The following is a 19,990-nucleotide window of genomic DNA, read 5'->3' as shown; positions in this document are numbered from 1 at the left end:
TCCGATTCTCCCTGCCCTCTGCTTCGCGACCCGCTGTTCCGTCAGTCCGGAAGGCCAGCGATCCTGAGCCGCGTGACGTAGGTCTCCAGTGCCGCGCCGTTGAACGGCGTGCGCGCGGCAAAGCTGGCGAGCCGGAAGCCCGGCGAGAGCGCCATCATCTCACGTCCAGCGGCCTCCGCTTCCTCAACGCGGCCGAGCGCCACGAGCGCGACCATCAGCACGCGCCAGCTCACCGCGTGCGATGGGTTGGATGCGATCGATCGCTTCGACCACGCGACGGCGTCCTCATAGTTGTCCGCGGTGTAGTGCGCCTGCGACAGGATGTGTTCGTGCAGGAAGGTGAAAGGATCCTGCGGCGCCAGGCGGAGGCCGCGCTCGGCCCAGGCCACCGCATCCTGCCCCGGTTCGTACCAGCAACGGATCGCTGCGCCATAGGTCCACGCCAAGGCACAGCTCGGGCTGGTCTGCGTTGCCTGTTCGAGCATGCGTCGCGCCGATCTGTAGTCGCGCTGGATGTAGGCCGTGACGAATCCGCTGAGCGTCATCGCCAGCGCATCGTGCGGGTCACGCTGCAGCGCCTCCGCCGCCATCCTTTCCGCCGTTGCGGAATCGGCAGCTACGTCGTCGGACCAGCCCTGCGCGATGGAAAGCACGAGCAGCCAGGCGAGATGCGTGTAGGCCAGCGCGTGATCAGGATCGGCCGCCATGGCGCGCGCGAGAAGCTCGCGCGCCTCCTTGAAGCTGGCGGGCGTAAGCTTCTGGATGCAATCCAGCGCGCGCAGCACGAGGTCGTATGCCGAAAGGTTCGCCGGCGGCTTACGCATGGCGCGCGCCAGTTCCTCCGCCTTGACCTGCGGCAGGATCACCCCCGCGGCCTGCTCGGCGATGCGGTCCTGCATCTCGAACAGGTCGGCCTCGGAGCCGTCGTAGCGATCCGTGCGCAGGATCGTGCCACGCTCGGTCTCGCTGAGCTCCGTGGTCACGCGCAGCCGCCCGCCGGCGCGGCGCACGCCACCCTGCAGCACGTAGCGCACGCCAAGCTCCCGCCCCGCCGCGCGCGGGTCCAGCGAGGTCTGCGCGAAGGCCAGCGCGGAGCCGCGGCTCAGCACGAACAGCCCGTCGAGGCCGGAGAGGACATGCACGATGCCCTCGATGATGCCGTCCGCGAAATACGCGTCCTGCGGATCGTTCGCCGCCATGCGGAAGGGCAGCACGACGATGGAGGGCCGGTCGTCCGCGCGGCGCGACAGCGCCGGCTGCTGCGCAGGCGGCGGTGCCGCGGAATCGAACGCCACATCGGCCTGCAGCAGGTAGCCGCGGCGCGGCAGCGTCTTCAGCAGCGCCGCGCCGCCCTCGCCCATCGCCTTGCGCAGCTCCACCACGCATTGCGTGATGCTGTCGTCCGTCACATGGACGTCGCGCCAGACCGCATCGAGGATCTCGGCCCGCGTCACCACGCGCCCGGCATTGGCGAGCATCAGCGCCAGCAGCTCGAAGGTTTTCGGGCGCAGCACCGTCTCCGCGCCACCCGGCGCCACCAGGACGCCGCGGCCCTCGTCCAGCAGGCATTCGCCGAACCGGACCCTTCGCGCGCCGCCCCTGATCTCCATACCCCGCGACCGATTCGTCCAGGGCTTGATCGTAGGGCAGGGTTCCGCGCAAGCGCCAGTAGCCCGCGCAGGACATCGTCCCGCGCGGCGGGTAGGCGCATGCTACGCCAGCCGCCATGCAGCCCTCCCAACGGATCGGCAGGCTCATGCTAGCCGGCACGCTGGTGGAAGACCCGAAAGCGAACCGAAATCGATCCGAAACCGTGGGGTGCGGATCGCCGCTAGATGGGGTCCGCCAGGCGCAGCAGGTCCATCTTCAGCAGCCAGGCCAAACCTCGGTGCAAGCGCCATGCGCGCCTGGGTGGCAATTCGGCGGAGAGATGGCCGGCCGGCGCCGGTCCCTGCTCAAGAAGCTTGAGCGCGGCCTCAATGGAATCGAGCGAGGGCAGCAGGTCGCGCCGCGGTGCCACGCCGGTGATCGCCACAAGCATGCGCAGCCGCGCAAGCACCGAAGCCGCATCCTCGCCGGGCGGCAGCGCCAGCCGCATCTCCGGCGTCAGCCGCCGCGTCGGATAATCCGCGAAGAGCAGCGTGGGGTCGGGGCGCAGCGGCACGCGCTGCTCGCCGCGCAGCGGCGCTGCGCGTTCCGTGCGCGCATCGCGCCGCAGCCGCGCCAGCTCCTCCCACAGCGCGCGCCATTGCGCGATCACCACGGGCCAGTCGAAGCGCGCCAGCGCATCGGCCCGCGCCGCCGCACCCATGCGGGTGCGGCGCGCGGGATCGGCGATCAACGCGGTGAAGGCGGCTTCGGCGGCGGGCACATCCACCGCGGTGAACTGCGCGACACCGCCGATGAAGGCGTCGTAGCTGTCGAAGCCGGCCTCGTGCCGCTCGGCGAGGTCGGTCATCGGGCCGGCGAGGGTGACCGGCACGCGGAAGCCCGTCTCGCCATGGCGCACCGTGTCCTTCAGCCCGTCCCAGTCGGTGCCGACCACCGGCAGGCCCGCGGCCAGCGCCTCCACCGGCGCCAGTCCGAAGCTCTCCTGCACGTTGTCGGACAGCAGGGTGAAGAGATCGGCGGCGTTGCGCAGCGTGGTGCCGGTCTCCGGCCGCTCGACCAGGCGGATCGCGAGGTCCGGCGCCACGGCCCGCGCCTGGTCGGAGAAGGCGCGGCGCTGCGTCTCATCGGCGAACCAGCCGGACAGGATCAGCACCACCCGCGCGCCGCCGGGCGCGTGCGCAGCGGCGCGACCGAGCGCCAGGAACATCGGCAGCGGATGCCCCTTCGCGTGGAAGGACAGGCGGCCGTGATGCAGCACGGCGATATCGTCCTCGGCGAGACCAAGGCGTGCGCGCCATGCCGCGCGCGCGGCGGGATCGGGCGCCAGCGCCGCGCAATCCACCCCGAGCGGGATCACCGGAAGCTGCGGCCCCTCGATCCGCGTCGCCCCCAGCCGCCGCGCGAGATAGGCGCCCTGCATCTCCAGCAGCCGCATCACCGCGCTGCGCACCGGCGCCGAGGTGCAGACGATCGCGTCCCAGGGCTGCACCGGCGCGACCAGGCTGTCCGCGATGGAATCCATTGCGCCGGCGGAGGAGATGGTGTGCGTCACGCCAACCAGCGAGAAGCCCGCGCCAAGCCCCATGCGCCGCCGGCGCCAGGCGAAGTCGCTGAGCCCCGGCCCGGGCAGCAGCAGGCAGCCGACGCCGGCCAGGCGGTGCATCTCCTCGTCCGGGATCGTCTCGGCCGGGATCGTGCTGCCGAGGGATGCGACATGCCTGCGGAAGGCCTCGGCATCCGCGGCGCTGCGGGTCAGCGCCAGCATGCGGTCGAAGCCGGCGTGACGCAGCAGGCCGGTGAGGAAGCCTTCTCCCGCCGCATGCCGCCCCATCAGCCGCGGGCGCGACGTGTCGTAGCCGTCGGGCGCATAGAGCAGGGCGGCGCCCGGGGGCGATGGCGGGGGCGGCATGGCGCGCGCAGGCTGCGTGGCGGGCGGCCGTTCCGTCAATGCCGGGTTGCAGGGCGGCGGGTTGCCGCCCGGCCGCGCGCGGCGTATCGGCCGGCCGATGGATGCCTCGCCCGCCGCCGGGGCCCCGGCCGGGGGCCCGCTGCCTGCCTATCGTGCCATGGTCGCCGCCGGCACGTTGCAGCCCGATCCCGCCCAGGCGCGCGCGGCGGAGATGCTGCAGGATCTGTGGCGCCGCACCCGCGGCTACGACCCGCATCCCGAGGAGCCCGAGCAGGGCGGCTTCTTCGCGCGCTTCCTGCGTCGCAAGCCGGTGGCGCCGGAAGAGGCACCGGCGGGCACGCCGATGGGCCTCTACCTCGTCGGGGAGGTCGGGCGCGGCAAGTCCATGCTGATGGACCTGTTCTTCGACACGGCGGAGGTCGCGCGCAAGCAGCGCATCCACTTCCACGAATTCATGCAGCATCGCGTGCATGCGCGAATCCACGCCTGGAAACAGCAGCATGGCGACACCGCGGACCCGATCCCGCCGCTGGCGGATTCCATCGCGGCCGAGGCGGCGCTGCTCTGCTTCGACGAGTTCCAGGTGCATGACATCGCCGACGCGATGATCCTCGGCCGGCTGTTCCAGGCGCTGTTCGCGCGTGGGACCGTTGTGGTCGCGACGAGCAACACCGCGCCCGACGACCTGTTCAAGGGCCGGCCCGGGCGCGACGCCTTCCTGCCCTTCATCGCGCTGATCCAGAGGCGGCTGGAGGTGCTGGTGCTGGATGCCGCGCGCGACTATCGGCGCGAGCGGATCCTGGACATGCCGACCTGGCACATGCCGGCGGATGCGCGCGCGGAAGCCGCAATGGATCGTGCCTTCACCGAGCTGACCGGGCAGGATCACGGCGCGCCGATGAAGCTCACGCTGCTCGGCCGCGCGATCGAGGTGCCGCAAGCGGTGGATGGCGTGGCGCGCTTCGACTTCGACGCGCTGTGCGGACGTCCGCTCGGGCCCGCGGACTACCTCGCCATCGCGACGCATTTCCACACGCTGCTGCTGGATGGAATTCCGCGACTCGGTGCAGACAATTTCGACAAGGCGAAGCGATTCATCACGCTGGTGGATACGCTGTACGAGCACCGCGTGAAGCTGGTGGCGAGCGCCGCGGCGAGCCCCGATCGGATTTACGAACGTGGCGAGAATGTGGCGATGTTCGCCCGTACCGCGAGCCGGCTGCACGAGATGCAAAGCCGCGATTGGCGGGGTCGTCCGCACCTCACCTAGAATCTGAAGATCGGCCGTTGACACGGCTCGACGACATGGGTCTAGAGGTAGGCGGGAGTGCTTCGGGTCCGCAAGGACTGGTCTTCACAGGGGAAGGCCGCACGCAGGGGGAAGACCGTACGCATGCGCAAAATCCTGCTCGCGCTCATTGTCCTGGCCTTTGCGATGCCCGCCGCGGAAGCGGCGCGGCGCAACGACGAAACGAGGACCACCGCAAGCAGATCGGCGCAGCAGCAATCGGCCACCGCGCAGCAGGCGCGCAGCAGCAGCGCGCGCGAGACCGCTGCGCGCGGCAACACCCGCCAGCAGGCGTCCAGCAGCAGGACATCGCGCCAGCAGGCGTCCTCACGCAGCACGGCGCGATCCACGTCGACGACGGCGTCGCGCAACCGCGCCACGTCGCGAAATGCGCGGGAGACGGTCGCGCTGCGCCCCGGCGACGCGCGCACCTCGCGCGGCGGCGTCGTGGTGCGTGGCGCCTCTGCCGCGGCGGTGCCGCGCGCCGCCGCGCAGAACTGCACCCGCCGCAACGGGCGCACGCGCTGCACGCCCGCGGTGAGCAGCGTGGCGGGCTGGCAGAACGGCCTGCCGCCGACCGACCACGCGCAGCGCGATTGCCCCAGCGGCACCTTCGCCACGCTGGCGCGCGGGCATGACGACGTGGTGCGCTGCATGCCGTTCTGACGGACGCGGATCGGTGCGCGTGACGGGGGGCGCCTTCGGGCGCCCTTTCGCATTTGTGGCCTTGTCGCGCCACACCGGCCGGCGGAAACTGCGCGCAAATCGGAAAGGAAACGTCGGATGAATCGCCGCAGCCTGCTTGCCGCACTTTCCGCCAGCCTCGTCGCGACCGGTGGTGCGCGCGCCCAGTCCGGCACCTGGGCGCCGAGCCGCCCTATCCGCCTGATCATTCCCTATCCGCCGGGCGGCGGCACCGACACGCTGGCGCGTCCCTGGGCGGAGCGGATGCGCATCCGCCTCGGCCAGCCGCTGGTGATCGAGAACCGCGGCGGCGCCGCGACCAATATCGGCATGGAGGCGGCGGCGCGCGGCACGGCCGATGGCCACACCCTCGTGATCAACGCCGACAATATCGCCTACTTCCAGATGCTGTACCGGAACATGCCCTACGACCTGTTCCGCGATTTCACCCCCATTGCCTACATGGCCGAGACGCCGCTGGTCGTCGCCATCAACCCGGAGGTGCCGGCGCGCACGCTGCGCGAGTTCGTGGCACTCGCGAAAGCGAACCCGGAGAAATACTCCTTCGCCAATCCTTCGGTCGGATCGCCGCACCACCTGGGCTTCGAACTGCTGGCGCGCGAGGCCGACATCAAGATGGTGCAGGCACAGTATCGCGGCGGTGGTCCCGCCATGAACGACGTGCTGGCCGGGCATGTGCATCTCGGCGTGTTCAGCCTGGGCTCCGTCACGCAGCATTTCGCGGCGGGCAAGCTGCGGCCGCTCGCCGTGCTCTCCACCCAGCGCTCGCCGGCGGCGCCGGACGTGCCGACCACGGCGGAAGAAGGATTGCCGCGCGTGGTGAATGCGCTGCGCTTCCTGGTGCTGGCGCCCGCGGCGACGCCGCCCGAGGCGATTGCGACGCTGCATGCCGCGACGCTCGCTTCGCTGAACGACCCGGAACTGCGCGCGCAACTCACCCAGGCTGGCTTCACGATCACGCCAAGCACGCCGGACGAGGCGGCGGCAATGCTGCGCGCGGAGCGCGACCGCTGGGCGCCGATCCTGCCCGGCCTCAACCTGAACCTGGGCTGAGCGGATGAGCAGGCTCGATATCGCGGGCGATGCGCGCCGCGTGGTCGCCGCGGTGAAGGCGGGCGGCGTTGCGATCATCCCGATGGATGTCGGCTATGCCGGCGTGGGCGGCTGCCACGATGCGCTGATGCGCTTCTTCCATGCCAAGGGCCGCGGTGCGCACAAGCGCAACGCGATGCTCGGCAATCTCGCGCTGCATGACGAGCTGCATCTGCTGGATGCGCGCGGACGCGACATGGTGCGCTGCCTGGTGGAGGATCACGACCTGCCGGTGGCGGTTGTCGCCGGCTTCAAGGACCAGCACCCGCTGCTGCGCGCGCTCGGTGAGGAGGCGCTGGCCGCGAGCACGGATGGCGGCACGCTGGCGATGCTGCTCAACGCCGGCAACTTCCTGCGGGCCGTGACCGAGGAAGCGACCGCGCAGGGGCAGCCGCTGTTCGGCAGCAGCGCGAACCTCACCGGCACCGGCACGCGCTTCCGCGCGGTGGATGTACAGCCGGAGATCCTCGCCGTCGCCGAAATCGTCGTGGATTACGGGCTGCAGAAATACAGCCGCTACCGCCGCTCCTCGACCATGATCGACTTCCGCACGATGGAGGTGATCCGCATCGGCAGCTGCTACGAGGTGATCGCGGAGGCGCTGAAGCGCCACTTCGACGTGGAGCTGCCGCCCGATCCGGGGCTCGATGCGCTGCCGTCGGGACATCTGCGGGAGGCGCAGCGGGTCTATTCGTAGCGGGCTTGCGGGTCAGGTCGTGCCCCCAACCCGACCCTCCCCCGCACAGCGGGGGAGGGAGAGTGCAGCAAGCACGAACTCCACCACATGCTGCCGTCGCTCCGCCAGCGCGTCGGCCGACAGCAGATCCTGCCCGAAGACTGCGGACAGCGTGTAGGCGTTGGAGAAGGTGAAGTAGCAGAGCGCGCTGATCGAGACGTAGAGCTGCTGCGCGTCCATGCCCGGCCGGAACGCGCCGGCCTTCTCGCCGCGGCGCAATATCGCATCCAGCCCGGCGATGAGCGGCGCGTAGATGTCGGCCAGCAGCTTCGACCTGCGGATATGCCGCCCCTTGTTGACGTTCTCGTCGCCGAGCAGCGCGACGAAGTCGCGGTTCGCGCGCAGATGGTCGAAGGCCTGGCCGACGAAGCTGCGCAGCGCCTCCACCGGGTCCGCGTCATCCGCCTGCAGCCGTGCGTCCTGCGCGCGGGAGGCACGATACGCGGCCTCCAGCACAGCCAGATGCGCGTTCTCCTTCGATCCGAAATGGTGGATCAGGATCTGCTTGGAGACGCCGGCGCGGCGGCAGATCCGCTCGATGCTGGCGCCGTGGTAGCCGGACGCCGCGAATTCCCGATACGCCGCGTCCAGCAGGTTGCGCCGCGTGCGTTCCGGGTCGCGCGTGCCGTTGGACGGCACGCGGCGGCGGCGCGAGGAGATCAACGGCGTGTCCATGCCGGCCCCCAATGGCGCCCCGGCTGCCGCGGCGCAAGCGCGGCAATCAACCGAATGGTTGACTCGCCGCGCGAGAACGCCATAGCCTTCTGACCAAGAGGGAATGTCCGGGCCGCGCCCGCCGAAGGGTGGTGCCCGCCGTGCTGCTTCGCGTCATGGAGGGTTCCGACATGCGTTCCGCTCTTCTGGGATTGGGGCTGGGCCTTGGGCTCGGCTTGTCGCTGCTGGGGCCGCCGGCCGCGGCGCAGGATGCGCAGCGCGTGCTGCGCGTCGTGCCCTCGGCCGACCTGTCGGAGCTGGATCCGACGCGCGGACCGAACCTGGTGGCGCGCATCTACCAGCAGATGGTCTTCGACACGCTCTTCGCCTTCGACAAGGACCTGCAACCGCAGCCGATGATGGTGGAGAGCCGGTCGGTCAGCGACGACGGCCTGACCTACCGCTTCACGCTGCGGCCGAACCTGCGCTTCCACGACGGCAGCCCGGTCTCCACGCGCGACGTGGTCGCTTCCATCGAACGCTGGATGAACGGGACCTCCATCGGCGGCCAGCTCAAGGCGCGGCTGGCCAGCATGCAGGTCGTGGACGACCGCACCTTCACCATCACGCTGAACCAGCGCTTCGGCCTGGTGGAATTCCTGCTGGCAGGCCCCGGCGCGCCCATCGCCGCGATCATGCGCGAAGCCGATGCGCGCCGCCCGGACAACGTGCCGATGACGCGCCCCATCGGCTCCGGCCCCTTCCGTTTCCTGGCCGATGAGCGGCGCGAGGGCAACCGCGCCGTCTTCGCGCGCAACCCCGACTACCCCGTGCGCAGCGAGCCGACCAGCGGCCTGGCCGGTGCGCGGAACGTGAAGGTGGACCGCGTCGAGTGGATCATCATGCCGGATGCCACCACGGCCGCGAACGCACTGGCGACCGGGGAGGTGGACTTCCTCGAAGCCGTCGGTCCTGACCTGGCGGGCTTCCTGCGTCGGCGCAACATGACGGTGCGGCGCATTGCCGCGCTGCCGACCTATGCCTTCGTGCGGCCGAATTTCCAGGTGCCGCCCTTCAACGACATCCGCGCGCGCCAGGCGCTGGCCCTGATCATCGACCAGAACGAGATGATGCCCGCCGTCGCCGGCGCGGATGGCCGCTGGAGCGTGTGTCATTCCTTCAGCGTCTGCGGCTCGGTCTATGGAACGGAAGCCGGCAGCGATCCCTACAAGCAGCCGAACATCGCCCGCGCGCGGCAATTGCTGCAGGAGGCTGGCTATCGCGGGGAGCCGCTTATCCTGCTGGGCACCACCACGCTGGCGCCGATCAGCACCATGACGCAGGTGCTGGCGCGCCGGCTGCAGGATGCCGGCGTCAACGTGGACGTCCAGATGACGGACTTCCCGACCATGCTGCAGCGGATGCATGCGCAGGACCGGCCCATCGGCCAGGGCGGCTATCATCTGTTCACCTATTATGCGATCGGCACGAGCTGGTTCCACCCGCTGATGAACCTCTCGCTCGATCTGCGTTGCGGCGAGCGGAACTGGGCCGGCTATCCCTGCGACCAGCAGGGCGAATCGCTGCGCCAGGCCTTCTTCGCCGCGCCCGACGACGCGGCGCGCCGCACCGCATTCGAGGCGTTCCAGCGCCGCGCCTGGGAGTACATCCCCTACATCCCCGCCGGCCAGTTCGACGTGTTCAGCGCCTATCGCCCGAATGTCAGCGGCATCTTGGACAGCGCCTTCATCGCCTACTGGAACATCGAGAAGAAGTAGGAACGCGCGACATGGCCAATCTCCAGATCTCCGTGGACGCGATGAAGCAGCGCGTGGCGCTGTTCCGCGACCTCAAGCCCTCCTCCCGCCCGTTGGTGGATGCGGTGCTGCCGCAGTATCACCGCGACATCTACCAGGTGATCGGCGGCGGCGTGATCGAGGATCCCGCGATGAAGGCGCCGATCCCGGCCGACGGCTTCCACCTCTCCATCGTGAAGTGCGGCCCGGGCAAGGGCACAGGCCTGCACAACCACAAGACTGTCGAGGTCTTCATGCCGCTGACGGGCACCTGGTCCGTCATCTGGGGCGACGAGGGCGAGAGCGAGCTGCAGATCGGGCAATACGACACGATCAGCATCCCACCCGGCGTACTCCGCGGTTTCCGCAACGATAGCGACCATGAGGCGCTTCTCCTGGCGCTTGTCGGCGGGCAGGATCCGGGCAAGGTCGCCTGGATTCCGACCGTGCTGGAAGCCGTGAAGCAGAAGGGCTTCGGCCTGGACGAGAAGGGCCAGATCGTGGAGCTGCAGAAGACGTGACCGAACTCTGGCGCCTGCCGGCGACGCAGCTCGCCTCCGACATCGCGGCGAAGCGCGTCTCGCCGGTGGAGGTGATGGAGGCGGTGCTGGCGCAGGCGGAGCGCCAGCATGCGCGGCTCAACCTGTTCGTGCTGACGCTGTTCGATGCGGCGCGCGACGCCGCAAGACAGGCCGAGGCCGCGGTGATGCGCGGGGAGCGCCTCGGCAGGCTGCATGGCGTGCCCTTCACCGTGAAGGACAATGTCGCGATGCGCGGCCTGCCCACGGGCAACGGCACTATCGCGGTGGAGGCGCCGCCGGCCGCGGAAAGCTGGGCGGTGGTGGACCGGCTGGTTGCCGTGGGCGGCATTCCCATCGGCAAGACCACGCTGCCGGAATTCGCGCACAAGGTGCTGACCGACAGCCTGGCCTGCGGCGTCACGCGCAACCCGTGGAACCTGGAACGGACGCCCGGCGGCTCCTCCGGCGGCGCCAGCGCGGGGCTGGCGGCAGGTGTCGCGCCGCTGGCCATCGGCACGGATGGCGGCGGCTCCATCCGCTGCCCGGCCAGCTGCACCGGCGTGGTCGGATTGAAGGCGACACTGGGAAAGATCCCGAACGAGAGCTTCCCCGACCCCTTCGGCAATTATGCGTTCGTTGGCCCGATGGCGCGCACCGTCGCGGATTGCGCGCTGATGTTCGACGTGATGCAGGGGCCGGAGCCGCGCGACCCCTGGTCCCTGCTCGCCCCGCCCATGCCGCCCATGCCCGCCGTGCAGGGCCTGCGCATCGGCTGGATGGAGCACGTGGGACACTATCGCACGCATCCCGAGGTGCTGGCCGCGATGCGGGGTGCGCGCGCCGCGCTCGAGGCAGCCGGCGCCATCACCGAGGACCTGCGCGATCCCTGCTTCGACGATGTGTTCGAGACCTATGTCGTCGTCGCCACCACCGCCCATGCCGCCCGCCTCGGACCGCTGGAGGAGACGCATGGCGATCGCATGACGGCCTCCATGCGGGAGAGCATCGGCATCGGCCGGGGCTTCTCGGGCGCCGATCTGGTGCGGGCGGTGGATCGCCGCGGCGCGCTGCACCGGGCGGTGCAGCGGCTTTTCACCCGCTTCGACCTGATCGCGACCCCCACCATGCTGGCGCCCCCCGCGCCGCTGGATGCGGGCGGGTCGGTGGCCAGCGGCTTCTATGCCGAATGGGCGGCGCCGCTCTATCCGCTGAACCTCACCGGCCACCCCGGCGCCTCCGTGCCCGTGGGCTTCGGCAGCGAGGGCACGCCCATCGGCCTGCAACTGATCGGCCCCTGGCATGGGGAGGCACCGATCCTGGCTGCGGCCGCGGCGCTGGAGCAGGCGCTGGACTGGCCATCGCAATGGCCTGATCTATAGAGGGGGATGACCGGACCCATCCTTGAAACCCCACGCCTCATCCTGCGACCGCCGCGGATGGAGGATCTGGAAAGCTGGGTCGCGCTGGTCGCCGACCCCGAATCCGCCCGGTTCATCGGCGGCGTGCAACCGCCCTATGGCGCTTGGCGCAGCCTGGTGGCGATGGCCGGATCCTGGAGCCTGATGGGCTACGGCATGTTCTCGGTGATCGAGAAGGACAGCGGCGTCTGGATCGGCCGGGTCGGACCGTGGCAGCCCGTCGGCTGGCCCGGGCCGGAGGTCGGCTGGGGCATCAGGCGCAGCGCCTGGGGCAAGGGCTACGCGCGGGAGGCGGCCGCGGCCAGCCTGGACTGGGTATTCGGCGCACTAGGCTGGGAGCGGGTCGTGCATGTGATCCACCCGGACAACGCACGGTCCCGCGCCCTGGCCGGGAGGCTGGGGTCGCGGAAGATCGGCCCGGCGCGCCTGCCGCCGCCCTTCGCGGGGGAGCCGGCAGAGCTCTGGGGCCAGGACGCCGCCGAGTGGACCGCGCGCCGCGACTTATGACCCCGGCGCAGGCAGGCTGCACGGCCCGCCTTGCCCATGTTGCACCGCGGGAGTAAGCACCCGCCGGGCGTTCTTCGCCCTTGAAAAACGACGTGCCCGGGACAACCCGCACCGGCGGCCGGGCCAGGTTTGAGGACCGCGCATGGCCCGCAACAAGATCGCCCTCGTCGGCGCCGGCAATATCGGCGGCACGCTGGCCCACCTCATCGGCCTCAAGGAGCTCGGCGACGTCGTGCTGTTCGACGTCTTCCCCGGCGTGGCCGCGGGCAAGGCGCTGGACATCATGCAGTCCGGCCCGGTGGACGGCTTCGACAGCGCCATGTCCGGTGCCGGCGACTACGCCGCGATCAAGGATGCCGATGTGGTGATCGTCACCGCCGGCTTCCCCCGCATGCCCGGGATGAGCCGCGACGACCTGCTGACCAAGAACGCTGCGGTGATGGGTCAGGTGGCGGAGGGCATCAAGACCTACTGCCCGAACGCCTTCGTCATCTGCATCACCAACCCGCTCGACGTCATGGTCTGGGCGCTGCAGCAGAAGTCCGGCCTGCCGGCGAACAAGGTTGTGGGCATGGCCGGCGTGCTGGACAGCAGCCGCTTCCGCCTGTTCCTGGCGCAGGAATTCGGCGTGAGCGTGGAGGACGTGACGGCCTTCGTGCTCGGCGGCCATGGCGACACGATGGTGCCGCTGACCCGCTATTCCACCGTCGCCGGCATCCCCATCCCCGACCTGGTGAAGATGGGCTGGACCACGCAGGAGAAGATCGACGCGATCGTGGCCCGCACCGCCAATGGCGGCGGCGAGATCGTGAAGCTGCTGGAGAAGGGCAGCGCCTTCTACGCGCCGGCGGCGTCGGCCATCGCGATGGCGGAGAGCTACCTGCTCGACAAGAAGCGCGTGCTGCCCTGCGCGGTGATGCTGAACGGCGAATACGGCCAGAAGGACTTCTATGTCGGCGTGCCCGTGGTGATCGGCGCGAACGGCGTGGAGCGCGTGGTCGAGGTGCAGTTCACGGCCGAGGAGAAGGCCGCCTTCGACAAGTCCTGCGATGCGGTCAAGAAGCTGATCGAGGATTTCAAGAAGCTCGGCGTCTGAGTCTCGCCACGCCATCCCAGGTCGCACGGCCCCCCACCCCGACCCTCCCCCGCATGCGGGGGAGGGAGACTGGAGTTCCCGCATGAACATCCACGAGTACCAGGGCAAGGAGCTGCTGCGCCGCTATGGCGTGACCGTGCTCGACGGCCATGTCGCCTGGACGGCCGATGAGGCGGTGGAAGGCGCGAAGAAGCTGCCCGGCCCCGTCTATGTCGTGAAGTCGCAGATCCATGCCGGCGGCCGCGGCGCCGGGCGCTTCAAGGAAGACCCGAACGGCAAGGGCGGCGTGCGCGTCGTCAAGTCGATCGACGACGTCCGCGCCGCGGCCGAGGCGATGATCGGCAAGACGCTGGTCACCAAGCAGACCGGCGAGGCCGGCAAGGTCGTCTCCCGCGTCTATGTCGAGGATGGCTGCGACATCAAGCGGGAGCTGTATCTCGGCCTGCTGGTGGATCGCGCGGCGTCCCGCGTGGTGATCATGGCCTCGACCGAGGGCGGCATGGAGATCGAGGAAGTGGCGCACAGCCACCCCGAGAAGATCCTGAAGGTCCATGTGGACCCGGCTTCCGGCATCTCCGGCTTCCACGCCCGCAAGCTGGCCTTCGGGCTCGGCCTGGAAGGCAAGCAGGTCGGTGCGTTCACGAAGTTCGTCACCGCGCTCTACGGCGCCTTCCTCGAGCTGGACTGCGCGATCGTGGAGATCAACCCGCTGGTCGTCACCGGCAAGGGCGACATCGTCGCGCTCGACGCCAAGGTGTCCTTCGACGACAACGCGCTGTTCCGCCACAAGGACCTGGAAGAGCTGCGCGACGACAGCGAGATGGACCCGAAGGAGCTGGACGCGGTCAGGAACGACCTGAACTACGTCGCGCTGGATGGCGAGATCGGCTGCATGGTGAACGGCGCGGGCCTCGCCATGGCGACGATGGACATCATCAAGCTCTACGGGTCCTCGCCGGCCAACTTCCTCGATGTCGGCGGCACCGCCAACGCGGCGCGCGTCACCGAAGCCTTCCGCATCATCACCAGCGATCCCAACGTCAAGGCGATCCTGGTGAACATCTTCGGCGGCATCGCCAAGTGCGACATGATCGCCACCGGCATCGTCGAGGCGAGCAAGAACCTCAAGCTTTCCGTGCCGCTGGTCGTGCGGCTGGAAGGCACGAATGTCGAGCTCGGCAAGAAGATCCTGGCCGAGAGCGGGCTGGCCATCATCGCGGCCGACAACCTCGCGGACGCGGCCCAGAAGGTCGTTGCCGCCGTGAAGAAGGCTGCCTGAGCGATGGCTGTTCTCGTCGACAAGAACACGCGGGTGATGACCCAGGGCTTCACCGGCGCCCAGGGCACCTTCCATGCCTCCCAGGGCATCGCCTATGGCAGCAACTACGTGGGCGGCACGACGCCGGGCAAGGGCGGCACGATGCACCCCGAGCTGAACCTGCCGGTGTTCAACACGGTGGCCGAATGCGTGGCCGCGACCAAGGCGAACGCCTCCGTCATCTACGTGCCCGCGCCCTTCGCCGCCGATGCGATCCTGGAAGCCATCGACGCCGAGGTGCCGCTGGTCATCTGCATCACCGAAGGCATCCCGGTGCTGGACATGGTGAAGGTGAAGCGCGCGCTGTCGGGCTCGAAGTCGCTGCTGGTCGGGCCGAACTGCCCGGGCGTCATCACGCCGGACGAGTGCAAGATCGGCATCATGCCCGGCCACATCCACCGGCGCGGCTCGGTCGGGATCGTCTCCCGCTCCGGCACGCTGACCTATGAGGCGGTGGCGCAGACCACGGCGGCGGGGCTCGGCCAGTCCACCTGCGTCGGGATCGGCGGCGACCCGGTGAAGGGGCTGGATTTCATCGACGTCCTGGAGATGTTCCTCAGGGACGAGGAAACCAAGTCCATCATCATGATCGGCGAGATCGGGGGTGACGCCGAGGTGATGGGCGCCGAGTTCCTGCGCCGGGAGAATTTCGGCCCGGGCAAGCCGAACAAGCCCGTGGTCGGCTTCATTGCCGGCGCCACGGCGCCGCCCGGCCGCCGGATGGGCCATGCCGGCGCGGTGATCTCGGGCGGCAACGACACGGCGGCCGCGAAGATGGAAGCAATGGCGGCGGCCGGCATCAAGGTGGCGGACAGCCCGGCGGCGCTGGGCAGCACCATGGTGAAGGCGCTGGGGCGTTAAGGCTTCGTAAGGGCGCAGGGCGGACCCTCCCCGGCCGCGGGGCTCGGGCCTGCCGTAATCCTGCCCTTGCGACTATCTAGGTGACGGGCCGCCGCCCCCTGGGGCGGCGGTCGCGTATCCGGGACGCAGCCCGGAACGAAGCGGTTGAGGATCCGGTCGGCGCCAGGCGGCGCCGCCGAGGAGGACATGATGGCCGGAGTGGACATCCTCGCGAGCGCGATGTCGGGGGCGAATGCCGCCTTCCTCGCCGATCTCTACGCCCGCTGGGCGGAGAACCCCGGCAGCGTCGACCCCTCCTTCGCCGAGCTGTTCGGCGCCCTGAACGACGAGGCCCGCGCGGTGCTGGAGGATGCCTCCGGCGCGTCCTGGGCACCGCGGCCCCGCGGCAAGTTCGGCCCGGACCCCGAGCCGCCGCCTGCACCGAAGAAGGATGGCAAGGCCGCCCCGGCGCCGGCCGCCGCGGCCCCGGGCATCGACAAGGCCGCGGCGCAGCGCGCGGTGCTGGATTCTATCCGCGCCCTGATGCTGATCCGCAGCTACCGCGTGCGCGGCCACCTGGAAGCCCAGCTCGACCCGCTCGGCCTGCAGAAGCCCGCCCCGCATGCCGAGCTGACGCCGGCGACCTACGGCTTCACCGAAGCCGACATGGACCGGCCGATCTTCCTCGACCACGTGCTCGGCAAGGAATACGCAACCCTGCGGGAGATCCTGAAGATCTGCCGCGCCAGCTATTGCGGCTCGATCGGCGTCGAGTTCATGCACATCCAGGATCCCGACCAGAAGGCCTGGATCCAGCGCCGGATCGAGGGCGCGCCCTGGCTGACGGCCTTCGGCAAGGACGAGAAGACGAAGATCCTGCAGGAGCTGACCGAGGCCGAGGGCTTCGAGGCGTTCTGCGCGAAGAAATACGCCACCACCAAGCGCTTCGGCCTGGAAGGCGGCGAAAGCACCATCCCCGCGATCGAGACGGTGATCGAGACGGCCGCCGCCGGCGGTGTGAACGAGATCACCATCGGCATGGCGCATCGCGGCCGGCTGAACGTGCTGGTGAACGTGGTGAAGAAGCCCTTCTCGGCGGTCTTCTCCGAGTTCAAGGGCAGCTCCGCGAACCCCGAGGACGTGCAGGGCTCGGGCGACGTGAAATACCATCTCGGCACCTCCACCGACATCGATATCGGCGGACGCAGCGTGCATCTCTCGCTGCAGCCGAACCCTTCGCATCTGGAAGCGGTGGACCCGGTGGTGGTGGGCAAGGTGCGCGCGCGCCAGGACATGGCGGGCGACACCAAGACGCGACGCAGCGTGATGGGGATCACCCTGCATGGCGACGCCGCCTTCGCCGGCCAGGGCGTGGTGTATGAGACGCTGGCGATGAGCCAGCTCATCGGCTACCGCACCGGCGGCACCATCCACATCGTCACCAACAACCAGATCGGCTTCACCACCGTCCCGCTGCACGCCTATTCCGGCCTGTATTGCACCGACGTCGCGAAGAGCATCCAGGTGCCGATCCTCCACGTGAACGGCGACGATCCGGAAGCGGTGGTGTTCTGCGCGCGCATGGCCGCAGAGTTCCGCATGCAGTTCGGCGCGGACATCGTGCTCGACATCGTCTGCTACCGCCGCCATGGCCACAACGAGACCGACGAGCCCGCCTTCACCCAGCCGATCATGTACGGCCGCATCAAGGAGATGCGCACGACGCGTGCTCTCTACGCGGAGAAGCTGGCGAAGGAAGGCTCGCTCTCGGCCGAGGAGTCGAAGGCGATGTACGACGCCTTCAACGCCACGCTGGAGGACGCCTTCCAGGCCGCGCAGAGCTTCAAGCCGAACAAGGCCGACTGGCTGGAAGGCCACTGGTCGGGCCTCAAGGCCGTGACCACCGGCGAGGAGATCGAGAAGCTGCACGAGACCGCTGTCGGCCTCGATGCGCTGCGCGAGGTCGGCAGCGCGCTGACGCGCGTGCCGACCGATTTCGCCGTGAACCCCAAGATCGCGCGCCAGCTCGAAGCCAAGAAGCAGGCGATCGAGACCGGCGAGGGCATCGACTGGGCCACCGGCGAGGCGCTGGCCTTCGGCACGCTGCTGCTGGAAGGCCATCGGGTGCGGCTCTCGGGCGAGGATGTGCAGCGCGGCACCTTCAGCCACCGCCACGCCTACCTGGTGGACCAGAAGACGCAGGCCGAATACGTGCCGCTGAACAACATCCGCGCCGGCCAGCCGCGCTTCGAGGCGTTCAATTCGCTGCTGTCCGAGTTCGGCGTGCTCGGCTTCGAATACGGCTACTCGCTCGCCGATCCGCGCACGCTGGTGCTGTGGGAAGCGCAGTTCGGCGACTTCGCGAACGGCGCGCAGGTGATCATCGACCAGTTCATCGCCAGCGCCGAGACGAAGTGGCTGCGCATGTCCGGCCTGGTGATGCTGCTGCCGCATGGCTATGAGGGCCAGGGCCCCGAGCATTCCTCGGCGCGGCCGGAGCGCTACCTGCAGCTTTGCGCCGAGCGCAACATGCGCGTCGGCAACCTGACCACGCCGGCCAACTACTTCCACGCGCTGCGCCGCCAGCTCAAGGCGAACTACCGCAAGCCGCTGGTGCTGATGACGCCGAAGTCGCTGCTGCGCCACAAGATGGCGGTCTCCTCGCTGGCCGATTTCGGCCCCGGCAGCGGCTTCCAGTACGTGATCCCGGAAGTGGACGTGATCGCGCCGGACGAGGCGGTGAAGCGCGTCGTGCTCTGCACCGGCAAGGTCTACTACGACCTGCTGCAGGAACGCCGCGACAAGGGCGTGAAGGACGTCGCCATCGTGCGGCTGGAGCAGCTTTATCCCTTCCCGGCGATGAGCCTGGGCAAGGCGCTGGCACCCTATGTCAACGCCGAGGTCGTCTGGTGCCAGGAGGAGCCCGAGAACATGGGCGCCTGGACCTTCGTGGACCGTCGCATCGAGAAGGTGCTGGGCGGGCTGGAGCACAAGGCAAGGCGGCCGCGCTACATCGGCCGCGAGGAAGCGGCGAGCCCGGCCACCGGCCTCGCCCGCATCCACGCGCAGCAGCAGGAAACATTGGTGCGCCAGGCCCTCCGGTTGGCCTGAGCACGCGAGAGGCAGAGCGAGATGACGGAGATCCTGGTTCCCCCCCTTGGGGAGAGCGTGTCGAGCGCCACCGTGGCGCGTTGGCTCAAGAAGGCCGGCGAGGCGGTCGCGGCGGATGAGCCGCTGGTCGAGCTCGAGACAGACAAGGTGACCGTCGAGGTCAACGCGCCCGCCGCCGGCGTGGTGGAGGCGATCGCGGCGGATGAAGGCGTGGAGGTCGGCCCCGGCGCCGTGCTCGGCACCATCACCGCCGGCGCCGCCGCGCCGCGTCCCGCCTCCTCCGGCACGCCGACGGCGCCGACGCCCGCCCCGGCGGCGAAGGCGGAGCCGCATGTCGAGCCGGCCTATCCGCCGGCCGGCCCCGTGCCGCATCCCGGCGCGGCCCTGCCGAGCGGTCCCGCCGCGACCAAGCTGATGGCCGAGTCGGGCGTGACGCCGGCGCAGGTCGGCGCCGGCTCCGGCAAGGATGGCCGCGTCACCAAGGGCGACGTGCTGGAGTTCCTCAGCCGCCCCGCCGCGGCGCCCGCCGCGACCCCTGCCGCGAAGGCGCCCGCCCGTGCGCTGGAAGGCGGCGAGGAACGGGTGAAGATGACCCGCCTGCGCCAGACCATCGCGCGGCGCCTGAAGGAAGCACAGAACACCGCGGCCATGCTCACCACCTTCAACGAGGTGGACATGGGCGCCGTGATGGGCCTGCGCAACGAGTACAAGGACGCCTTCGAGAAGCGCCACGGCGTGAAGCTCGGCTTCATGAGCTTCTTCGTGAAGGCCTGCGTCGCCGCGCTCAAGGAATTCCCCGCGGTCAACGCGGAGATCGAGGGCGACGAGATCATCTACAAGAACTTCGTCCACATGGGCATCGCGGTCGGCGGGCCTTCGGGCCTGGTCGTCCCGGTGCTGCGCAACGCGGACCAGCTCGGCTTCGCGCAGATCGAGAAGTCCATCGGCGATTTCGGCCGCCGCGCGCGCGACGGCCAGTTGAAGCTGGATGAGCTCACCGGCGGCAGCTTCACCATCACCAATGGCGGCATCTACGGCTCGCTGATGTCCACGCCGATCCTGAACCCGCCGCAGTCCGGCATTCTCGGCATGCACAAGATCCAGGACCGGCCGATGGCGGTGGGCGGCAAGGTCGAGATCCGGCCGATGATGTATGTCGCGCTGAGCTACGACCACCGCATCGTGGACGGCAAGGAAGCCGTCAGCTTCCTGGTCCGCATGAAGGACGCCATCGAGGATCCGCGCCGGCTGATGCTGGACGTCTGATCCGCGCCGCAGCGCGCGCCTGGCGGGGCGGGTCCTTCGGGGCCCGCCCTTTTTCATGCGCGCCCTGCGGCGGGGCGATTACCTCCGAGGTCATCGTCCCGCGGCCGCTGCGCGCCGATCCT

16 protein-coding genes are annotated in these 19,990 nt (G+C 69.7%); 13 read left to right on the top strand and 3 right to left on the bottom strand.

The annotated features are described in order from the left end of the window. Window positions 1-41 precede the first annotated feature (41 nt). Together E4T13_RS16625 and E4T13_RS16620 are read right to left on the bottom strand one after the other, a co-directional pair. Window positions 42-1,610: a winged helix-turn-helix domain-containing tetratricopeptide repeat protein gene (locus tag E4T13_RS16625; RefSeq protein WP_137179409.1), complete on the bottom strand. Its 1,569-nt coding sequence runs from the start codon at window positions 1,608-1,610 to the stop codon at window positions 42-44. Window positions 1,611-1,831: 221 nt separating this feature from the next. After that, a complete protein-coding gene (locus E4T13_RS16620; RefSeq protein WP_137179408.1) occupies window positions 1,832-3,520 on the bottom strand; it encodes a glycosyltransferase family 4 protein in 1,689 nt (562 codons plus the stop codon). Between the two features lie 97 nt (window positions 3,521-3,617). On the opposite strand from E4T13_RS16620, the gene zapE reads away from it, so the two are divergent. From zapE to E4T13_RS16600, 4 genes are all read left to right on the top strand, one after another. Beyond that, window positions 3,618-4,790 carry a cell division protein ZapE gene (zapE, locus tag E4T13_RS16615; RefSeq protein WP_137179997.1) on the top strand — a complete coding sequence of 391 codons (1,173 nt, stop codon included), beginning with the start codon at window positions 3,618-3,620 and terminating at the stop codon, window positions 4,788-4,790. Between the two features lie 57 nt (window positions 4,791-4,847). Next, window positions 4,848-5,474, top strand: a complete 627-nt coding sequence (locus E4T13_RS16610) for a hypothetical protein (protein ID WP_137179407.1) — start codon at window positions 4,848-4,850, stop codon at window positions 5,472-5,474. A gap of 117 nt (window positions 5,475-5,591) precedes the next feature. After that, entirely contained in the window at window positions 5,592-6,566 is a 975-nt protein-coding gene (locus tag E4T13_RS16605) for a tripartite tricarboxylate transporter substrate binding protein (RefSeq protein WP_137179406.1), read from the top strand. Window positions 6,567-6,570: 4 nt separating this feature from the next. Beyond that, window positions 6,571-7,302: a Sua5/YciO/YrdC/YwlC family protein gene (locus E4T13_RS16600; protein ID WP_137179405.1), complete on the top strand. Its 732-nt coding sequence runs from the start codon at window positions 6,571-6,573 to the stop codon at window positions 7,300-7,302. A gap of 12 nt (window positions 7,303-7,314) precedes the next feature. Here the strand turns inward: E4T13_RS16600 and E4T13_RS16595 are convergent, their stop codons facing one another. Next, window positions 7,315-8,016 carry a TetR/AcrR family transcriptional regulator gene (locus E4T13_RS16595; protein WP_137179404.1) on the bottom strand — a complete coding sequence of 234 codons (702 nt, stop codon included), beginning with the start codon at window positions 8,014-8,016 and terminating at the stop codon, window positions 7,315-7,317. Window positions 8,017-8,186: 170 nt separating this feature from the next. On the opposite strand from E4T13_RS16595, the gene E4T13_RS16590 reads away from it, so the two are divergent. From E4T13_RS16590 to odhB, 9 genes are all read left to right on the top strand, one after another. Then, window positions 8,187-9,773: an ABC transporter substrate-binding protein gene (locus E4T13_RS16590; RefSeq protein WP_170985032.1), complete on the top strand. Its 1,587-nt coding sequence runs from the start codon at window positions 8,187-8,189 to the stop codon at window positions 9,771-9,773. A gap of 11 nt (window positions 9,774-9,784) precedes the next feature. Continuing rightward, entirely contained in the window at window positions 9,785-10,312 is a 528-nt protein-coding gene (locus tag E4T13_RS16585; RefSeq protein WP_206030198.1) for a cupin domain-containing protein, read from the top strand. After that, entirely contained in the window at window positions 10,309-11,691 is a 1,383-nt protein-coding gene (locus E4T13_RS16580) for an amidase (RefSeq protein WP_206030197.1), read from the top strand. Before E4T13_RS16585 ends, E4T13_RS16580 begins: the two co-directional genes overlap by 4 nt. Before the next feature lie 6 nt (window positions 11,692-11,697). Beyond that, on the top strand, window positions 11,698-12,237 hold the full coding sequence (locus E4T13_RS16575; protein WP_137179402.1) for a GNAT family N-acetyltransferase: 540 nt from the start codon (window positions 11,698-11,700) through the stop codon (window positions 12,235-12,237). Between the two features lie 142 nt (window positions 12,238-12,379). Then, window positions 12,380-13,333, top strand: coding sequence for a malate dehydrogenase (gene mdh, locus E4T13_RS16570; RefSeq protein WP_137179401.1), 954 nt, complete (start codon window positions 12,380-12,382; stop codon window positions 13,331-13,333). Window positions 13,334-13,415: 82 nt separating this feature from the next. Further along, complete coding sequence (gene sucC, locus E4T13_RS16565; RefSeq protein WP_137179400.1) at window positions 13,416-14,612, top strand: ADP-forming succinate--CoA ligase subunit beta; 1,197 nt, start codon at window positions 13,416-13,418, stop codon at window positions 14,610-14,612. Between the two features lie 3 nt (window positions 14,613-14,615). Beyond that, on the top strand, window positions 14,616-15,512 hold the full coding sequence (sucD, locus tag E4T13_RS16560) for a succinate--CoA ligase subunit alpha (protein WP_137179399.1): 897 nt from the start codon (window positions 14,616-14,618) through the stop codon (window positions 15,510-15,512). A gap of 189 nt (window positions 15,513-15,701) precedes the next feature. Then, window positions 15,702-18,602, top strand: coding sequence for a 2-oxoglutarate dehydrogenase E1 component (locus E4T13_RS16555; protein WP_137179398.1), 2,901 nt, complete (start codon window positions 15,702-15,704; stop codon window positions 18,600-18,602). Between the two features lie 21 nt (window positions 18,603-18,623). Further along, on the top strand, window positions 18,624-19,868 hold the full coding sequence (odhB, locus tag E4T13_RS16550) for a 2-oxoglutarate dehydrogenase complex dihydrolipoyllysine-residue succinyltransferase (protein WP_137179397.1): 1,245 nt from the start codon (window positions 18,624-18,626) through the stop codon (window positions 19,866-19,868). Window positions 19,869-19,990 lie beyond the last annotated feature (122 nt).

This window comes from Roseomonas sp. AR75, from assembly GCF_005222815.1.
GTDB lineage: Bacteria > Pseudomonadota > Alphaproteobacteria > Acetobacterales > Acetobacteraceae > Falsiroseomonas.
Note: the sequence above shows the minus strand (reverse complement) of the source record. Positions and strands in the feature narration are given on the sequence as shown.